Source organism: Mycobacterium sp. pUA109 (assembly GCF_041287095.1).
GTDB lineage: Bacteria > Actinomycetota > Actinomycetes > Mycobacteriales > Mycobacteriaceae > Mycobacterium.
In genome coordinates this window covers 1-15951 of sequence record NZ_JBGGKS010000036.1, presented here as the reverse complement: position 1 = coordinate 15951, position 15951 = coordinate 1, and the positions used below count along the sequence as shown (strand labels likewise).

Here is a 15951-nt window from a genome sequence, read left to right as displayed (position 1 = left end):
GCGTGACACATCTGAGCTGGCTGCTGGTGGCGCTACCCGCGTCGGGCGCGTTGGCTCTGCTCGTCGGTGGCCGGCGCACCGACCGGTGGGGTCACCTGTTGGGCTGCGCCACCGTGCTGGCATCGTTCGCGGCGGGTCTGGCGCTGCTGGCCGACCTGCTGCACCGATCCGAAGCCCAGCGCAGCGTTCACCCGAACCTGTTCAACTGGGTGCCGGTCGCGGGACTGCAGATCGACTTCGGGGTGCAGATCGATCAACTGTCGATCTGCTTCGTGCTGTTGATCACCGGTGTCGGGTCGCTGATCCACATCTACTCGATCGGCTACATGGCCGAGGACCCCGACCGCAGACGGTTTTTCGCCTACCTCAACCTGTTCGTCGCGGCCATGCTGCTGCTGGTGGTCGCCGACAACTACCTGGGCCTCTACGTCGGGTGGGAAGGGGTGGGCCTGGCGTCCTACCTGTTGATCGGGTTCTGGTACCAGCGGCCCTCGGCGGCCACCGCCGGCAAGAAGGCGTTCGTGTCCAACCGGGTCGGCGACGTCGGGCTGGCGCTGGCCATGTTCGCCATGTTCGCCAGCTTCGGCACGCTGCAGTTCGACGGCGTGTTCGCCGCCGCGCCGACTGCCTCACGCGGCATGCTGACCCTGATCGGGCTGCTGCTGTTGGTGGGCGCCTGCGCGAAATCGGCCCAAGTGCCGATCCAGGCCTGGTTGTTCGACGCGATGGAGGGCCCCACCCCGGTGTCGGCGCTGATCCACGCCGCCACCATGGTCACCGCCGGGGTGTACCTGATCGTGCGGTCGGGCCCGCTGTATGACCTGTCCGCCGACGCCCGGCTGGCCGTGGTGCTGGTCGGTGCGGTCACCCTGCTGTTCGGGGCGATCGTCGGCTGCGCGAAAGACGACATCAAACGCGCGCTGGCGGCCTCCACGATCAGCCAGATCGGCTACATGGTGTTGGCGGCCGGGCTGGGCGCGGCCGGCTACGCGTTCGCGATCCTGCACCTGCTCACCCACGGCTTCTTCAAGGCCGGCCTGTTCCTGGGGTCCGGCGCGGTCATCCACGCCATGGACGACGAACAAGACATGCGTCGCTACGGCGGTCTGCGCACCATGTTGCCGGTCACGTTCGTCACCTTCGGGGTGTGTTACCTGGCGATCATCGGGATTTGGCCGTTCGCCGGCTTCTACTCCAAGGACGCCATCATCGAGGCCGCGTTGGGCGCCGGCGGCTGGCGCGGGGCGGTGCTGGGGGCGGCGGCGATGCTGGGCGCCGGGATCACCGCGTTTTACATGACCCGGGTGATGCTGATGACGTTCTTCGGCGAAAAGCGCTGGGCCGACGACGCGCATCCGCACGAGGCGCCGCGGGTGATGACCTGGCCGATGATCCTGCTGGCGGTCGGCGCGGTGTTCTCCGGGGGCTTGCTGGCGATCGGCGGGACCCTGCGGCATTGGCTGGAGCCGGTGGTCGGCGGCCACGAGGCCACCCATGCCGTGCCGGTGTGGGTCAGCAGCGCCATCACCTTGGTGGTGGTGCTGGCCGGCGCCGCGATCGCCTACGCGATGTACGGCAGACGCCCGGTCCCGGCGACGGCACCCACCGAGGTGTCCGCGCTGACCGTGGCGGCGCGCAGCGACCTGTACGGCGATGCCTTCAACGAGGAGGTGTTCATGCGCCCCGGTGACCAACTGGCCCGCGCGCTGGTGGATGTCGACGACCGCGGGGTCGACGGTTCGGTCAACGCCCTGGCCGCCTTGGTGCGACGAACGTCGCAGTGGCTGCGCGGCCTGCAAACCGGCTTTGCCCGCAGCTACGCGCTGACCATGCTGGTGGGCGCGGCGCTGCTGGTCGCGGTGATCCTGGCGGTGCAGCTGTGACGATCCCGTGGCTGAGCGTGCTGTGGCTGGTGCCCATCGCCGGTGCAGTGCTGGTGATCTTGCTGCCCGCCGCGCTGCCGCGGTTAGCCAAGTGGGCCGGGCTGCTGGTGAGCCTGGCGGTGTTGGCGGTGGCGGTCGTCATCACCGTCGGCTACGACAGCACGGCCACCGGCCAGCCCTACCAATTTGTGGAATCGCATTCCTGGATACCGACATTCGGCGCCGGCTACACCCTCGGGGTGGACGGCATTGCGGTGGTCTTGGTGCTGCTGACCGCGGTGCTGGTGCCGCTGCTGATTCTGGCGGGTTGGACCGACGGCGGTGACCGCAGCCGCGGGGTGCACGCCTACGTCGCGCTGACCCTGACCGTCGAGTCCATGGTGCTGATCTCGCTGGTCTCCCTGGACATCCTGCTGTTCTACGTGTTCTTCGAGGCCATGCTGATCCCGATGTACTTCCTGATCGGCGGCTTCGGCACCGGTGCGGGCCGGTCACGCGCCGCACTGAAGTTCTTGCTCTACAACCTGTTCGGCGGGCTGATCATGCTGGCCGCGGTGATCGGGGTGTACGTGGTGACCGCGCAACACGGGACCGGCACCTTCGATTTCCGCGAGGTGGTCGCCGCGTTCGGACCCGGCTCCGCGGTCGATCCCGGTGTGCTCAAAGCCTTGTTCCTCGGTTTCATGTTCGCGTTCGCGATCAAAGCCCCGCTGTGGCCGCTGCACCGCTGGCTGCCCGACGCGGCGGTGGAGGCCACCCCGGCTAGCGCGGTGCTGATGATGGCGGTGATGGACAAGGTCGGCACGTTCGGGATGCTGCGCTACTGCCTGCAATTGTTCCCCGAGGCCTCCACGTATTTCCGGCCCGCGATCGTCGTGCTGGCCGTCATCGGCGTGGTCTACGGCGCGCTGGTGGCGATCGGGCAGACCGACATCATGCGGCTGATCGCCTACACCTCGATCTCGCATTTCGGGTTCATCATCCTGGGGATCTTCGTGATGACCAGCCAGGGCCAAAGCGGTTCGGCGCTGTACATGGTCAATCACGGACTGTCCACCGCGGCGGTGTTCTTGATCGCCGGGTTCCTCATTTCCCGGCGCGGCACCCGCGCCATCGCCGACTACGGCGGGGTGCAGAAGGCGGCGCCGGTGCTGGCCGGCACCTTCTTGGTGGCGGCGATGGCCACCCTGTCGCTGCCCGGGCTGGCGCCGTTCATCAGCGAATTCCTGGTGCTGCTAGGCACCTTCAACCGGTACTGGCTGGCGGCGGCGTTCGGCGCCACCGCGCTGGTGCTGTCGTCGATCTACATGCTCTGGCTCTACCAGCGGGTGATGACCGGACCGGTCACCGGCGATAACCAACGCATCCGCGACCTCGTTCCCCGCGAAGTCGTCGTGGTGGCACCGCTGATCGTGCTGCTGCTGGTGCTGGGCTTCTACCCCAAGCCGGTACTGGACATCATCAACCCCGCGGTCGGGCACACCATGACCACCATCGGCCAACAGGATCCGGTGCCGCACAGTGCACAAGGACCGGCCCGATGAGCGCGCCCACCGTCGAATACACGGTGCTGGCGCCGCTGCTGATCGTGTTCGGCGCGGCGGTGATCGGCCTGCTGGTCGAGGCGTTCCTGCCGCGCCGGTGGCGTTACGGCGCCCAGGTCGGGCTGGCGCTGGCCGGGCTGCTGGCCGCGCTTGTCTCGCTCGTGGTGGTGGCCGACGCGATCCCGGCCACCGGTCAGACCGCGGTGGTGGGCGCGGTGGCCGTCGACCGGCCCGCGGTGGTGTTGCAGGGCACCGTGCTGCTGGTGGCGATGATGGCGGTGGTCTTCATCGCCGAGCGTGCCATCGCCCCCACGGTGGCGGTCGGTCCCGGCGCCGCCACCTTGGTCACCGCCGACCGCGGTTTGGATTCGTTCACCCCGCAGGGCTCCGCGATTCCCGACAGCATCGCCGAGCAGCAGGCCACCCGCGCCGGGGTGATGCAGACCGAGGTGTTCCCGCTGACCATGCTGGCCGTCGGCGGCATGCTGGTGTTCCCGGCCGCCAACGACCTGCTGACGATGTTCATCGCGTTGGAAGTGCTGTCGCTGCCGCTGTATCTGCTGTGCGGGCTGGCCCGGTATCGCCGGCTGCTGTCGCAGGAAGCGGCGATGAAATACTTTCTGCTCGGGGCGTTCTCCTCGGCGTTCTTCCTGTACGGGGCGGCGCTGCTGTACGGCGCCACCGGCACCCTGTCCATCCCCGGGATCGGTGCGGTGCTGGGGACCCGGCCCGGCGACACCATGGCATTGGCCGGGGTCGCGTTGCTGACGGTAGGTCTGCTGTTCAAGGTCGGCGCGGTGCCGTTCCACTCCTGGATCCCCGACGTCTACGTGGGCGCACCGACACCGGTCACCGGATTCATGGCCGCCGCGACCAAAGTCGCGGCGTTCGGGGCGCTGCTGCGGGTGGTCTACGTGGCGCTGCCGGCGCTGCATGACCAGTGGCGGCCGGTGCTGTGGATGATCTCGATCCTGACCATGGTGATCGCGACGATCGCCGCGGTGAACCAGACCGACGTCAAACGGATGCTGGCGTATTCCTCGGTGTCCCACGTCGGTTTCGTGCTCACCGGGGTGATCGCCGACCTGCCCGCCGGGGTGTCCTCGACGCTGTTCTACCTGATCGCCTACAGCTTTTCGACGGTGGGCGCCTTCGCCATCGTCGGCCTGGTCCGCGGCGCCGACGGCATCGAGGACACCGATTTGGGTAACTGGGCCGGGCTGGGTCGACGCTCCCCCATTGTCGGCGTGATGTTTTCGCTGTTTTTGCTGGCGTTCGCTGGCATCCCGTTGACCAGCGGCTTCGTCAGCAAGTTCGCGGTGTTCAAGGCGGCGGCCGAAGGCGGCGCGGCGCCGTTGGTGATCGTCGGCGTGATCGCCAGCGGGGTGGCCGCCTACTTCTACGTGCGGGTGATCCTGCTGATGTTTTTCACCGACGGGTCCGAGAACACCCCGCACATTGCGGTGCCCGGGGTGTTGAGCAAGGCCGCCATCGCGGTGTGCGCGGCGGTCACCGTGCTGCTCGGCATCGCCCCGCAGCCGCTGCTGGATCTGGTGGACGCGGCAACCCAATTCGTGCTTTAGGCGTCGATCCGGGCGGCCGAGCGCCGCGACTCGTCACCGAACGTGCACTGAGGGCGGGTTTTTCGGCCAATCTCCGCCATAGCCGCACGTTGGGTGCTCGCCGGCGGGCCAGCGGCGAACTGCCACGGCGACCCCGGACCGGTTACGGCTGGAGACCGCGGTAACGTCGGCTAATGGCGTATGTCGAGACCACCGATGTTGGCCCAGTCCGGGTGCTCACCTTGAATCGTCCCGAGGCGCGAAACGCGTTGAATCCGGGTCTGATCAGCGCGCTGTATGCGGGACTTGTCGAGGCCGACGCCGACGCGGCGGTGCGCGCGGTGGTGCTCACCGGCGCCGATCCAGCGTTTTGCGCCGGGGTCGACCTCAAGGAGGCGCAGCGGCTGGGGATGGCGTACTTCGAGCAGTTCCAAACCGAAAACTGCATCACCCAAACCGCCAAAATGCGCAAACCCATCATCGGGGCCATCAACGGACCCACCTTCACCGGCGGGCTGGAGATGGCGCTGGGCTGCGACTTCCTGATCGCCTCGCCGCGCGCGGCGTTCGCCGACACCCACGCCCGGGTCGGCATCCTGCCCGGCGGCGGAATGACCGCCCGGCTGCCGCAGCTGGTCGGCGCCGCGACCGCGCGCCGGCTGTCGATGACCGGCGAGGTGATCGACGCCGACCACGCCGAGCGGATCGGGCTGGTCACCGAGGTGGTGCCGCACGAGCGGTTGGTGGAGCGGGCCGTGGAGCTGGCCACCCAGATCGCCGAGGTGCCCGCGCCGATTATGGCCGGCCTCAAGGACATCTACGCGTGCGGCGCGGCCACCATCACCGAACCGGCACTGGCCGCCGAACAGCGCATCGCCGGCGCGGCGTCGGACACCAGCGATCTCGGCAACCGATTTCGGGAGGTCACCAACCGTAACCGCCAGCAGATCGACGGCGGCCGCAACTGACTCCGGAACGCGCGGACAGTGGCCGTCCGGGGGTCAAACCTGTACAGCGAATCCCAGGTCGACATCGCAGGCGGCCTGTCCGCCACGAATTCCCCAGTTCTCGGTCTGGCTCTCGCGCACCAGGATAGTGACGTGATCTGGCGGGATGCCGAGCGCGGCGAGCCGACTGACGATTTCGCGGTACAGGTTATCGCCCAAGAATGGTGCGCTTAGGCTTCGGCGGCGCCGGACCCGTAGGGCCGGAAGCTGCCGTCGAGCACCTCGCGGTGGCCGATCACTCGGCCGGTGACGACGTTCGGGTCCACCTGCGCCAGTCGCACCGCGGCGGCCGCGAACTCGTCGGCCGCGGCCACCTCGTCGAACTCGCGGGCATAGTAGGAAAGCCCCGGGGTGAGTATCGGTTTCGACGGAGACAGCGCGTTGACCGCGATGTTGTGGTCCTGCAGGTCGTAGGCCGCGCATTGGGTCAGGTGCTCCAGCGCGGCCTTGGAGCCGCCGTAGCCGGGCAAAACGCCGCCGCTGCGGTCGGGATACGGGCCGTCGCCGGGCCGCCGCGCTGCGATCGAGGTGACGTTGATGATCGCGCCGCCGCCGGCGGCGATCATGTCCGGGCAGACCAATTGCATCAGCTCATAGGCGGCGAACACGGCGATCTCGAAATGCCGCCGGTAGGCGCCCAGCGGAATCCCGAGCAGGCCCGGCCAGCCCGGTTTCGCCGCGCCCGGTGTCGCGGCGCGGGGCTTGGCGGGTGCGCTGGACCCCGGTGGGCGCCCGGGCGCGGTGAACGCGGCGTTGTTGACCAGAATCGTGATCGGGCGCAACGCCTCCCGCGCCTGCGACACCAACCCGGCGACGTCGTCGCGGTCCAGCAGGTCCGCGCGAACCGCGACCGCCCGGCCACCCGCGGCCTCGATGGCGGCCACCGTGTCCCCGATGGTGCCCGGCAGCCGCTCATCCCACACCTGTTCGGTGCGCGCGGCCACCGCCACCGCCGCGCCTTCGGCCGCCAACGCCAGCGCGATCGCCCGGCCCAACCCGCGGCTGGCCCCGGTCACGATCGCGGCCCGTCCTTGGAACGACCCCGTCATCGGGCGGTGCTCCGTTCCAGCAGGAATCCCGCCACCCGCGCCCCGGCGACCGTCGGCGTCGTCATGTCGAGGACCCGGCGGGCCTGCTCCTCCACCGGGGTGTGCGGGTCGAGCACCGAGAGGTAGTCCTGATGGGCGGCGAGCGCGGCGACGGCGACATCGATGTAGCCGTCCACGGTTTCGACGTGAGTGGGCTGCGGTCCGCCCTGAAACAGCCAGCGCGGCGGGTCGGTGAGCGCGTCGTAGGCCGCGGTGACCGCGGCGGCGAACTCGATGTGATCGCGCTGATTCGGCATCCCCGGCGCGAACTGCGCACCGCCGTAGATCGTCACCACCACATCGGGTTTCGTCTCGTCGATGACCGACGCGATTTTGGCCCGCAGTTCGGGGGTGTTGCGGATATTGCTGTCCGGGAAATCCCAGAAATCGACGTCAGCCACCCCGACAAGCGCCGCCGCCCGCCGCTGCTCGGCGTCTCGGATCGGCCCGCATTCCTCGGGCGGCATGCCCGCGATCCCGGCTTCGCCGCGGCAGGCCAGCGCGTAACGCACCGTCTTGCCCGCCGTCGTCCATTTCGCCACGGCGGCGGCCATCCCGTATTCCGGATCGTCGGGATGCGGCACCAACACCAGCGCGCTGCGCCAGTCGGTCGGGAACGGTTGCGGTGCGGTCATGGGTCTATGCCATCACACCGCGCACCACGATGGCGGTGGTCTGCTCCACCCAGGCATCGTCGAGTTCCTCGTCGGGACGCAGCAGCAGCCGCAATAGCGTCGCTCCCCCGATCACCTCGACCAACCGATCCGGGTCCACCTCCGGGTGCGCTTGCCCGCGCGCGATCGCCTCGCGCAACCGCACCCGCACCGCGTCGAACAGGCCGGCGAACCGTGCCAGCACCCGGGCGTTGAGCTCGGAATCCGCGGTCATGTCGGCGACCAGCCCGGGCAACGCCGCGCGCACCACCGGACTGGTGAATACGTCACGGGCGGCCGCAATCATGGCCCGCACATCCGCCTCGATATCACCGGCCGGGCTGGCCAACGCGGTGGGCGCAACGGGAAACGCGGCCTCGTGCACCAGCTCGGCCTTGCTCGACCACCGCCGGTACAGCGCCGATTTCGTCGTCCCGGCCCGTTCGGCGACGGCGGCCAAGGTCAGATTGGCATAGCCGATTTCCGCCAGCAGGTCCGCCGTCGCCTGCAGGATCGCCGCGTCGATCCGTGGATCGCGGGGCCGGCCGGCGGCTGGGGCCTTGTCAACGATGGACGGGTCTGCTTTCATAACGCTACCGATCGTATCGTAATTGCGTGGTGAAGGAAGAGACGTGGCCAATCAACGGGCTGTCGAGGACGTCAGCCGACTCCAACGCTCCAGCCGCGACGTCACCGCCGTACCCGCCGTGATGTCGCAATGGCTGTCCACCGTCCTGCCCGGCGGGGCCACCCCGGAGGTGACCGTCGAAAGCGGCGTGGACGCCAACGGGATGTCGTCGGAAACCCTCATTCTGACCGGCCGCTGGGATGACGGCGGCCCGGTCGAGCAGCGCTGGGTGGCGCGGGTGGCGCCCACCACCGAGGACATCCCGGTATTCCCCAGCTATCGCCTCGACCACCAATTCGAGGTCATGCGGCAGGTCGGCGAACTCACCGATGTTCCGGTGCCGCGGGTGCGCTGGATCGAGACCACCGGCGACGTCCTGGGCAAACCGTTCTTCTTGATGGACCACGTCGACGGTGTGGTCCCGCCCGACGTGATGCCCTACACCTTCGGCGGCAACTGGTTCGCCGACGCGCCCGCCGAGCGGCGACGCGAACTGCAAGACTCCACCATTGAGGCGCTGGCGGTGCTGCACGCGATGCCCCACCCGGACAAGACCTTCGGCTTCTTAGACGAAGGCCGCTCCGGGGATACCGCGCTGCGCCGCCACTTCAACTGGGTGCGGAGCTGGTACGACTTCGCGGTGCCCGATATCGGTCGCTCCCCGCTGCTGGAACGCACCTTCGACTGGTTGGAAACCCATTGGCCCCACCAAGTGGCCACTGGCGAGTCGGTGCTGTGCTGGGGCGACGCCCGGATCGGCAACGTGCTGTACCGCGACTTCGCGCCGGTGGCGGTGTTGGACTGGGAGATGGTGACGCTGGGGCCGCGCGAACTCGACGTGGCGTGGATGATCTTCGCCCACCTGGTGTTTCAAGAGCTCGCCGGCCTGGCCGGGCTACCCGGGTTGCCCGATGTGTTGGCCGAAGACACCGTGCGGACCACGTACCAGGAGCTGACCGGCGCCGAACTCGGGGATCTGCACTGGTTTTACGTGTACTCCGGCGTGATGTGGGCGTGCGTGTTCATGCGGACCGGGGCCCGCCGGGTGCACTTCGGCGAGGTGGACAAACCCGACGACGTGGAGTCCCTCTTCTACCACGCGGGATTACTCAAACGGCTTATCGGAGAGGATTGCTGATGCTTGGACCGCTCGACGAATACCCGGTTCACCAGTTGCCGCAGCCCATCGCCTGGCCGGGCTCCTCCGACCGCAACTTCTACGACCGCTCTTACCTCAACGCCCACGACCGCACCGGAGACATCTTCGTCATCACCGGGATGGGCTACTACCCCAACCTGGGCGTCAAGGACGCCTTCGTGCTGGTGCGGCGCGGCGATGTTCAAACCGCGGTCCACCTGTCCGACGCCATCGACCAAGACCGACTCAACCCGCATGTGGGCGCCTACCGCATCGAGGTCATCGAACCGCTGCGCAGCCTGCGGGTGATCCTGGCGGAGACCGAGGGCATTGCCGTCGACCTGCGCTGGCGGGGGCTGTTCGACGTGGTGCAGGAGCAGCCGCACCTGCTGCGGTCCGGCAACCGGGTGACGCTGGACGCCCAGCGCTTCGCTCAGCTGGGCGCCTGGAGCGGGAAGATCGTGATCGACGGTGAGGAGATCACCGTCGACCCGTTGGTGTGGATCGGGTCGCGTGACCGGTCGTGGGGTATCCGGCCGGTCGGCGAGGCCGAGCCGGCCGGACGGCCCGCCGACCCGCCGTTCGAGGGCATGTGGTGGCTGTATGTGCCGATCGCCTTCGACGACTTCGCCGTCGTGATCATCATCCAGGAGGAGCCCAACGGGTTCCGCACCCTCAACGACTGCACCCGGATCTGGCGCGACGGTCGCGTCGAACAACTCGGCTGGCCGCGGGTGTCCACCCGCTACCGGCCCGGCACCCGAATCGCCACCGGCGCCACCATCGAAGCCACCCGTGCCGACGGTATCCCGGTGCACTTCGAGGTGGAATCCAAACTGCCGGTGCCGATCCACGTCGGTGGCGGCTACGGCGGCGACTCCGATTGGCTGCACGGCATGTGGAAGGGCGAAAAGTTCACCCAGCGGCTGACCTACGACATGACCGATCCCGCGATCGTCGCCCGCACCAGCTTCGGGATGATCGACCACGTGGGCCGCGCGGTGTGCCGCGACGGCCACGGCGACCCGGTCGAGGGCTGGGGACTGTATGAACACGGCGTGCTGGGCCGCCACGACCCGACCGGGTTCCCGGACTGGGGCACCATGGCGCGCTAACGGCGCCGAGTGTGGGATTGATGCCCGCAGATCCCGGGCGTGACACACTCGGCGGCGCTAAGAGCCGACGTCGCGGCGGTGGGCGGCGCCCGCGACGGATTCGATGAGGTCGTGCAGCTCCCGGTTGACCGCGCGCGGCTGCTCCAGAATCGAGCAGTGCCCGCCCGGAAGTTCGACGAATTTAGTGAGATTCGGTGCGTCCGCGGCGATCCGGCGCGACGCGGCGATCGGCAACAGCCGGTCCCCGGTGCTGCCGATGACCAGGGTGGGCACCGTCAAACCCCGCAGGCTGATATGGCGCGGCCCGAGCGCGTTGACCAGCACCCGCGCCCAGTTACCGCGGCTGGTCGCCGGTGTCGCGGCGAACAGCTCGTAGATCAACGCGGCGACCGCCGGATCGGCGTGGCGGCCCACCGCCATCATCGTCACGAACTGCCGAATGGCCGGTGCCGCGGGACCGACGACCGGGGCGGCACCGAAGGTGAGCAGCATCCGGCGGGCCACCCGTACCCGAGTCTCCACCAGCGGCGACGGCACCCGGAACAGGTCCACCTCGCGCAGCAGGTCGCCGGTGGTGGTGTTGATCAATGCCACCGCGTCGGCGCGGCGCCGGACCTTGTTCGGGTAGCGCTGCGACCAGGAGCTGATGGCGATGCCGCCCATCGAATGCCCGGCAATGACGGCGCGTTCATGCGGTTTGAGGGTGGCCTCCAGCACGGCGTCGAGATCCGACGCGAGGTGGTTGAGGCTGTAGCCGCCGCGGCGCGGGACGCCGCTGCGCCCGTGGCCGCGGTGGTCGTAGGCGATCACCCGGTAGTCGGTGGCCAGCTCGGCGATCTGATACGCCCAGACCCGCACCGCGCACACGATGCCGTGCGCCAGCACAATCGGGTAGCCGTCCGGCGGGCCGAACACCTCGGTGTGCAAGGCGGTGCCGTCCGCGGCGCGGACCGCCATGGTGCGGCTCGGCGGCACCACGTCAGAAAACCTGTCGGGGCGCCTGGCCCGTGGAGAAATCATGACCGCTGCCCTCCCCTGCGGCGACGGTTGCCGTCCGGCGAGTCTAAACCCGGTGGGCTAGATTTCTGGCAACAGATTGCTAGAGAAAGGGTTGCGATGCGTGCGGTGCAGATTTCCCGGCTCGACGGTCCCGACGCGGTCGAGGTGGTTGACCTCGATGAACCGGACGGCGCCGGTGCGATCGTCGTCGACGTCCACGCCGCCGGGGTCGCGTTTCCCGATGCGCTGCAGTCCCGTGGCCTCTACCAGCACAAAGCGCCGCTGCCGTTTGTGCCCGGCGCCGAAGCCGCCGGCGTGGTGCGCAGCGCCCCGGCGGACGCGCACGTGCAGCCCGGGGATCGGGTGGCGGCGCTGACCCTGCTCACCGGGGGTATGGCCCAGGTCATCGCGCTGCCCGCCGAGCAGGTGTTCCCGCTGCCGGACACCGTGTCGTTCGAGGCCGGCGCCGGGCTGCTGTTCAACGACCTCACCGTGCACTTCGCGCTGGCCGAACGGGGCCGGCTCACTGAAGGCCAGACGGTGCTGGTGCACGGTGCGGCCGGGGGTATCGGCACCTCGACGCTGCGGTTGGCGTCCGCGCTCGGTGCGTCGCGGGTGATCGCGGTGGTCAGCACCGAGGACAAAGCCGATATCGCCCGGGCGGCGGGCGCCACCGATGTGGTGCTGGCCGACGGGTTCAAGGATGCGGTGGCCGCGTTGACCGACGGGCGCGGCGTGGACATCGTGCTCGACCCGGTCGGCGGTGACCGGGTCACCGATTCGCTGCGGTCGCTGGCCCCGGGTGGTCGGCTGCTGGTGGTGGGCTTCACCGGCGGCGACATCCCAACGGTGAAGGTAAACCGGTTGCTGCTCAACAACCTCGACGTCGTCGGCGTTGGCTGGGGCGCGTGGGCGATGGCGCACCCCGGGTATCTCGGAAAGCAGTGGGCGGCCCTGCAGCCGCTGTTAGCGTCCGGGGCGGTGCCGGCACCGCAGCCCGACGTCTACCCACTGGAACGGGCCGCCGAGGCGATCGCGGCGCTGGAGAACCGCACCGCCAAGGGCAAAGTGGTGCTGCGGCTGCGGGATTAACCACCGTCCGCTGAGTCGGCCCCGCGAAGTTCTGCCGGCGCGAAACGTTCGATGGCGGCCATCAAGTCATCGAAACTCCGGTCGGTCTCGGTCATGGTCACCGAGATATCCCCATAGCCCGTGGGGGTGCTGAGGCTTTTCAGGTAGCCTAGGATCCCGCGCGATGGATAGGCGGCGCGATCGTGCAAGAACAGGCACGCGAAGCGTGAGCGCTTGACCTTGCGCTCCGAGATACGGGTGATCGCACTCCACGGGATCACTTGTTCAGACCAGCGCTGCCAGTAGATACCAGCGTCATCGACCCGAACGATCACACCCGATTCGAACAGCCGTCGAGCGAACACGAAGCCGGCCACACCGCAGAAAACGATTCCGGCCCAGGCCGCGGCTTTCACGTGGATCGGGGGCGATGGCGGCCCGCCGCCGAACACCCCGACTACCCACAGCGCGAACAGCGCAAAGAACAAGCTGCCCGCCAGCAACAATGCCACCCGAACCCGGCTCAGATGCGCCTCAAACGGCATCCGCCTCTCCCTCGCGCCGCATCGGAAATTCGTTGCTGACGCTACAGGTTCGTGTCCGGGGACGTCAGGCAAACCGTCTGCCGCGACTGCCTTCTCCGGACGCTCCGCCAGCCGCGGCGTCGCCGACGCTGTCTGACAAAGAAGGGGGCTGGATCTGAGGCCTCGTTATCGAAGTAGCTGGAGGTGGGACGCGATTTCGTGACGAAGTGGCTGGATCCGAGCTAGGGGTCGAGGTATTATTCGAACGTATCGAAAACCCTTTCGTTTCGTTCGAGTAATAAGTTGGTACATCATGGGCACTGAATCGCTCGAGACCGCGACATTTCTCCCCGACAACCCGGAGGCACTCGCGCCGGTGGTCGGATTTCTGGCAGCTCGCGAGCGTCACGGCACATCAGCTTCTGCGCGTTACGCACTTGTCGGGATCGACGAGCGTGACCGCATCGAGTTGCCCGAAACAATCCATCATGCGTTGACGAAGGTGGTGGCGGCACTGCATGCGGGCAAGGCGGTGACGATCGCGCCGCACACCATGACGCTGACCACACAGCAGGCAGCCGATCTTCTCGGCGTGAGCCGCCCGACCATCGTCCGGCTCATCAATGACCACACACTTCCTGCCGAACGAATTGGCAACCGGCACCGACTCCTGCTGGACGACGTGCTGTCCTATCGGGAGCAACGCCGCAACCGTCAATACGATGTGCTGGCGGCGACCGCTGACATCGACAGCAATGACGATCCGGAAACGGTCCGAAAACAACTACGCGAAGCGCGCCGTGCTGTCGCGGCGCGCCGCAACAAGCCATCGCAGCCGGACTGACACCATCGGGCGTCGATGTTTGCTGCCCTGCTGGACACCTCGGTGCTATGGCCGAGTCTGCAGCGAGACAGCTTCACCGGGATTGCACACCCGCGGCGCCACCGGCATCGATCGCTGGCATCTTCCCGACGGTCAGCAGGCAGATCCCCAGCAGGCACAACAGCGCGACGATGATGAAGGGTGATCCGATCGACCAGGTAAACGCCGCGGTGGCCAGCAGCGGGCTGATGAGTCGAGCCAGAGCAATGACTCCCTGCATGAAACCCAACGCGGCGCCATAGCTTTCCGCGGTGGTGGCGAAGCAGAACAGCGTCGGCAGCAGCGGAGCGATCAGCCCGATACCGACCCCGACCAGACCCACCCCGCCGACCACAAGCGCGGCTGTCGCGCCGATGCTGAGCACTGCGAGCCCAAGCGCTGCCGCGGCCAGTCCGCCAAGGAGCACATGCTGCTCGCCGAATCGGGTGACACACCGCCCAACCACCCCGAACTGCATGACGACCACGACGACGCCGAGATAGGCGAAGAGCCACCCGTTGGGCGCTTCCGCCCACCCCAGCGTGCGATGGGTAAACAGCACCAGCACGGTATCCAGGGTGACCATCACACACCCGAAGATCAGCGCGGTCACGGCTAACCGGTGTATCCACTTGGACTGCAACAGCTCTCGCCACCCCACCGCGGGGGACGCGGTACTTGCGGTGCTGGTTGATCGGCGGGTCTCGGGCAACAGCGCCCACATCATGGCCATGGCGCCGGAGGCCAACACGGCAGCGACCCAGAACGGTACGGTGGGGCCCAGCGTCGACAACGCGGCGCCCAACGCCGGCCCAACGACATTCGCGATACCAATGGCGACCAAGAAGTAGGCCATTGCCCGCGCCAGCCGGCCAGGGTCGACCCGGTCGGCGATCATCGCCTGGGCGACGCTGACGATGGGGGCGCCCAACCCACTGATGATCTGCGCGGCCAACAGCATCACCAGCGATTGGGCGAGCGCGGTCATCGCAAAAGCCGTTGCGGACAGCGCCAGCGAGACCACGATGACCGGCTTGCGGCCAAGCCGATCCGACAACGCCCCCAGCACCGGGCTACACGCCAGGTCGGCCGCCGCATAGCCGGTGAACAACGCGCCCACGACCAGTGGCGTCGCCCCTAAACGACCGGCCCACAACGGCAGCAGGGGCGTCATCAACTTCCAGCATGTGAAATGAATGAAGACCCCCGCGGTCACCAAAACCACCGGCGACCGCAGCCACCCGATCAACGCTTCCCCCTTCGTCACGGCGTCGGCACCATGGGGTTGACCGCACCGCCGGCCCATCGGTTCTGAGCACCTTCGTCTTCGCTGCCAGGCCGGCTCGAGTTGTCGCGGTTGTCGGTCATCGGCGACTGATCTCCGCAAGCAGCTGCCCCTCGCTGTGGTTACGTTGCCGAAGCTCCATGGGTTCTATGGTGCACCCGGTTCGACGCCGCGAACGACCCGAGGAAGCTAGCGCCAAACATGCGGGACGTCGCGATGGCCGGCCCAGAGGCGTGTGCGCCGACCCCCGGCTGGGCCTGATCGGGGTGCGAGCGATAGAAGCGGCCGCGGCTTAACATTCACCACACCCAATGGAAAGTGGCCCCCGGAGTCTCCTCCGAGGGCCACCTTCGTTAGTAGCGGGGACAGGATTCGAACCTGCGACCTCTGGGTTATGAGCCCAGCGAGCTACCGAGCTGCTCCACCCCGCGACGGGTAACTGCAAGGTTACCGAAACCCTGCGGCAGCGCCAAATCGCCTGGCGCGAGGGTGCGCAAATCCGGAAAACCGCACGGCGTGTCGACCGGGGACACCTTCGTAAGGGGTTTTTGTCAAGGGGTTGGGGGGCTGTGCCCCGGTCCTCGTCTCTACG

The 15951-nt window shown here is 68.1% G+C and carries 14 protein-coding genes, 1 tRNA gene and 1 pseudogene; 8 read left to right on the top strand and 8 right to left on the bottom strand.

Annotation, left to right across the window (positions count from 1 at the left end; translation table 11 throughout):
- Nucleotides 1–2 precede the first annotated feature (2 nt).
- The 4 genes from nuoL to ACAG26_RS26745 all read left to right on the top strand — a co-directional run bounded on the left by nuoL (nt 3) and on the right by ACAG26_RS26745 (nt 5957).
- A complete protein-coding gene (gene nuoL / locus ACAG26_RS26760) occupies nt 3–1883 on the top strand; it encodes an NADH-quinone oxidoreductase subunit L (RefSeq protein ID WP_370486110.1) in 1881 nt (626 codons plus the stop codon).
- Nucleotides 1880–3427 (top strand): NADH-quinone oxidoreductase subunit M, encoded by a 1548-nt coding sequence (locus ACAG26_RS26755; RefSeq protein WP_370486109.1) that lies wholly within the window; start codon nt 1880–1882, stop codon nt 3425–3427. Before nuoL ends, ACAG26_RS26755 begins: the two co-directional genes overlap by 4 nt.
- Nucleotides 3424–5010 carry an NADH-quinone oxidoreductase subunit NuoN gene (nuoN, locus tag ACAG26_RS26750; RefSeq protein WP_370486108.1) on the top strand — a complete coding sequence of 529 codons (1587 nt, stop codon included), beginning with the start codon at nt 3424–3426 and terminating at the stop codon, nt 5008–5010. Before ACAG26_RS26755 ends, nuoN begins: the two co-directional genes overlap by 4 nt.
- Nucleotides 5011–5183: 173 nt before the next feature.
- Entirely contained in the window at nt 5184–5957 is a 774-nt protein-coding gene (locus tag ACAG26_RS26745) for an enoyl-CoA hydratase (RefSeq protein WP_370486107.1), read from the top strand.
- 33 nt (nt 5958–5990) lie between these two features.
- Here ACAG26_RS26745 and ACAG26_RS26740 read toward each other — a convergent pair.
- The 4 genes and pseudogenes from ACAG26_RS26740 to ACAG26_RS26725 all read right to left on the bottom strand — a co-directional run.
- Nucleotides 5991–6143, bottom strand: a pseudogene (locus ACAG26_RS26740) (tautomerase family protein); the annotation flags it as partial.
- Between the two features lie 23 nt (nt 6144–6166).
- The gene (locus ACAG26_RS26735) at nt 6167–7045 is read right to left on the bottom strand and encodes an SDR family NAD(P)-dependent oxidoreductase (RefSeq protein WP_370486106.1); all 879 of its coding nucleotides are present in this window, start codon (nt 7043–7045) and stop codon (nt 6167–6169) included.
- Entirely contained in the window at nt 7042–7719 is a 678-nt protein-coding gene (locus ACAG26_RS26730; protein ID WP_370486105.1) for a PIG-L deacetylase family protein, read from the bottom strand. The genes ACAG26_RS26735 and ACAG26_RS26730 overlap by 4 nt, the downstream gene beginning before the upstream one ends.
- Before the next feature lie 4 nt (nt 7720–7723).
- A complete protein-coding gene (locus ACAG26_RS26725) occupies nt 7724–8326 on the bottom strand; it encodes a TetR/AcrR family transcriptional regulator C-terminal ligand-binding domain-containing protein (RefSeq protein WP_370486104.1) in 603 nt (200 codons plus the stop codon).
- Between the two features lie 43 nt (nt 8327–8369).
- On the opposite strand from ACAG26_RS26725, the gene ACAG26_RS26720 reads away from it, so the two are divergent.
- Complete coding sequence (locus ACAG26_RS26720; RefSeq protein WP_370486103.1) at nt 8370–9503, top strand: phosphotransferase family protein; 1134 nt, start codon at nt 8370–8372, stop codon at nt 9501–9503.
- A complete protein-coding gene (locus ACAG26_RS26715; RefSeq protein ID WP_370486102.1) occupies nt 9503–10618 on the top strand; it encodes a hypothetical protein in 1116 nt (371 codons plus the stop codon). Before ACAG26_RS26720 ends, ACAG26_RS26715 begins: the two co-directional genes overlap by 1 nt.
- Nucleotides 10619–10675: 57 nt before the next feature.
- Here ACAG26_RS26715 and ACAG26_RS26710 read toward each other — a convergent pair whose 3' ends face one another.
- On the bottom strand, nt 10676–11638 hold the full coding sequence (locus tag ACAG26_RS26710; RefSeq protein ID WP_370486101.1) for an alpha/beta fold hydrolase: 963 nt from the start codon (nt 11636–11638) through the stop codon (nt 10676–10678).
- A gap of 96 nt (nt 11639–11734) precedes the next feature.
- Here ACAG26_RS26710 and ACAG26_RS26705 point away from each other — a divergent pair, with 96 nt between their 5' ends.
- A complete protein-coding gene (locus ACAG26_RS26705; protein WP_370486100.1) occupies nt 11735–12709 on the top strand; it encodes an NADPH:quinone oxidoreductase family protein in 975 nt (324 codons plus the stop codon).
- Here the strand turns inward: ACAG26_RS26705 and ACAG26_RS26700 are convergent.
- Nucleotides 12706–13233 carry an STM3941 family protein gene (locus ACAG26_RS26700; protein ID WP_370486099.1) on the bottom strand — a complete coding sequence of 176 codons (528 nt, stop codon included), beginning with the start codon at nt 13231–13233 and terminating at the stop codon, nt 12706–12708. The two genes, ACAG26_RS26705 and ACAG26_RS26700, sit on opposite strands and share 4 nt — an antisense overlap.
- Before the next feature lie 292 nt (nt 13234–13525).
- On the opposite strand from ACAG26_RS26700, the gene ACAG26_RS26695 reads away from it, so the two are divergent.
- Nucleotides 13526–14056 carry a helix-turn-helix domain-containing protein gene (locus ACAG26_RS26695; protein ID WP_370486098.1) on the top strand — a complete coding sequence of 177 codons (531 nt, stop codon included), beginning with the start codon at nt 13526–13528 and terminating at the stop codon, nt 14054–14056.
- A gap of 73 nt (nt 14057–14129) precedes the next feature.
- Here ACAG26_RS26695 and ACAG26_RS26690 read toward each other — a convergent pair whose 3' ends face one another.
- Together ACAG26_RS26690 and ACAG26_RS26685 are read right to left on the bottom strand one after the other, a co-directional pair.
- The gene (locus tag ACAG26_RS26690) at nt 14130–15341 is read right to left on the bottom strand and encodes an MFS transporter (protein ID WP_370486097.1); all 1212 of its coding nucleotides are present in this window, start codon (nt 15339–15341) and stop codon (nt 14130–14132) included.
- Nucleotides 15342–15716: 375 nt separating this feature from the next.
- A tRNA-Met gene (locus ACAG26_RS26685) sits at nt 15717–15790 on the bottom strand.
- Between the last annotated feature and the right edge of the window lie 161 nt (nt 15791–15951).